The organism is Vibrio sp. 2033, from assembly GCF_033339735.1.
In genome coordinates, this window is the sequence record NZ_JAWOVC010000809.1 from 1 (window position 1) to 523 (window position 523).

At 43.4% G+C, this 523-nt stretch carries 1 protein-coding gene and 1 pseudogene; one reads left to right on the forward strand and one right to left on the reverse strand.

Annotated elements, in window-relative coordinates; translation table 11 throughout:
* Nucleotides 1-378, forward strand: a 378-nt coding sequence (locus R7P74_RS29215) for a YchJ family metal-binding protein (RefSeq protein WP_318124223.1), incomplete at its 5' end; no start/stop codon positions are given.
* A 67-nt stretch (nucleotides 379-445) separates the two neighbouring features.
* Here the strand turns inward: R7P74_RS29215 and R7P74_RS29220 are convergent.
* Nucleotides 446-523: pseudogene (locus R7P74_RS29220) on the reverse strand (bifunctional phosphoribosyl-AMP cyclohydrolase/phosphoribosyl-ATP diphosphatase HisIE); the annotation flags it as partial.

Here is a 523-nt window from a genome sequence, read left to right on the forward strand (position 1 = left end):
CTAGGCCTCGTTGACTACGTTGTGAAAACATATCACCCAAGTTGTAACGCAGAAGAACAACGTGAAGGTATCGCACAATCGATCGACAGCGATTGGTGCAAACTGGAAGTCGTCAAAGCAGAAGCTGGCAGCCATGAAAATGAAGGCTTTGTTGAGTTCAACGCCTATTTCAATGAAGACGGCCAACGCTACTGCCTGAGCGAGCGTTCACGCTTCGTGAAAGAAGATGGGCTGTGGTATTACATTGATGGCACCTTCCCTGAAGAAGAATCCGAGCAAGATCCGCGACTTAATCAATCCATCAGCAGCTTAAAAGTAGGCCGTAACGATCCATGTATTTGTGGCAGCGGTAAGAAATTTAAAAAGTGCTGTGGATAAAATCGCACTATCAAGAAAAAACAAAGGCTTCCAAATGGAAGCCTTTGTTTTATTTCTTTGATTTGAACTACTTGTGACGCTCTTTAAGCTTATTCACCACATCGTTCATTGATAAACCTTGGTCTTGTAAAAGCACCAACAAGTG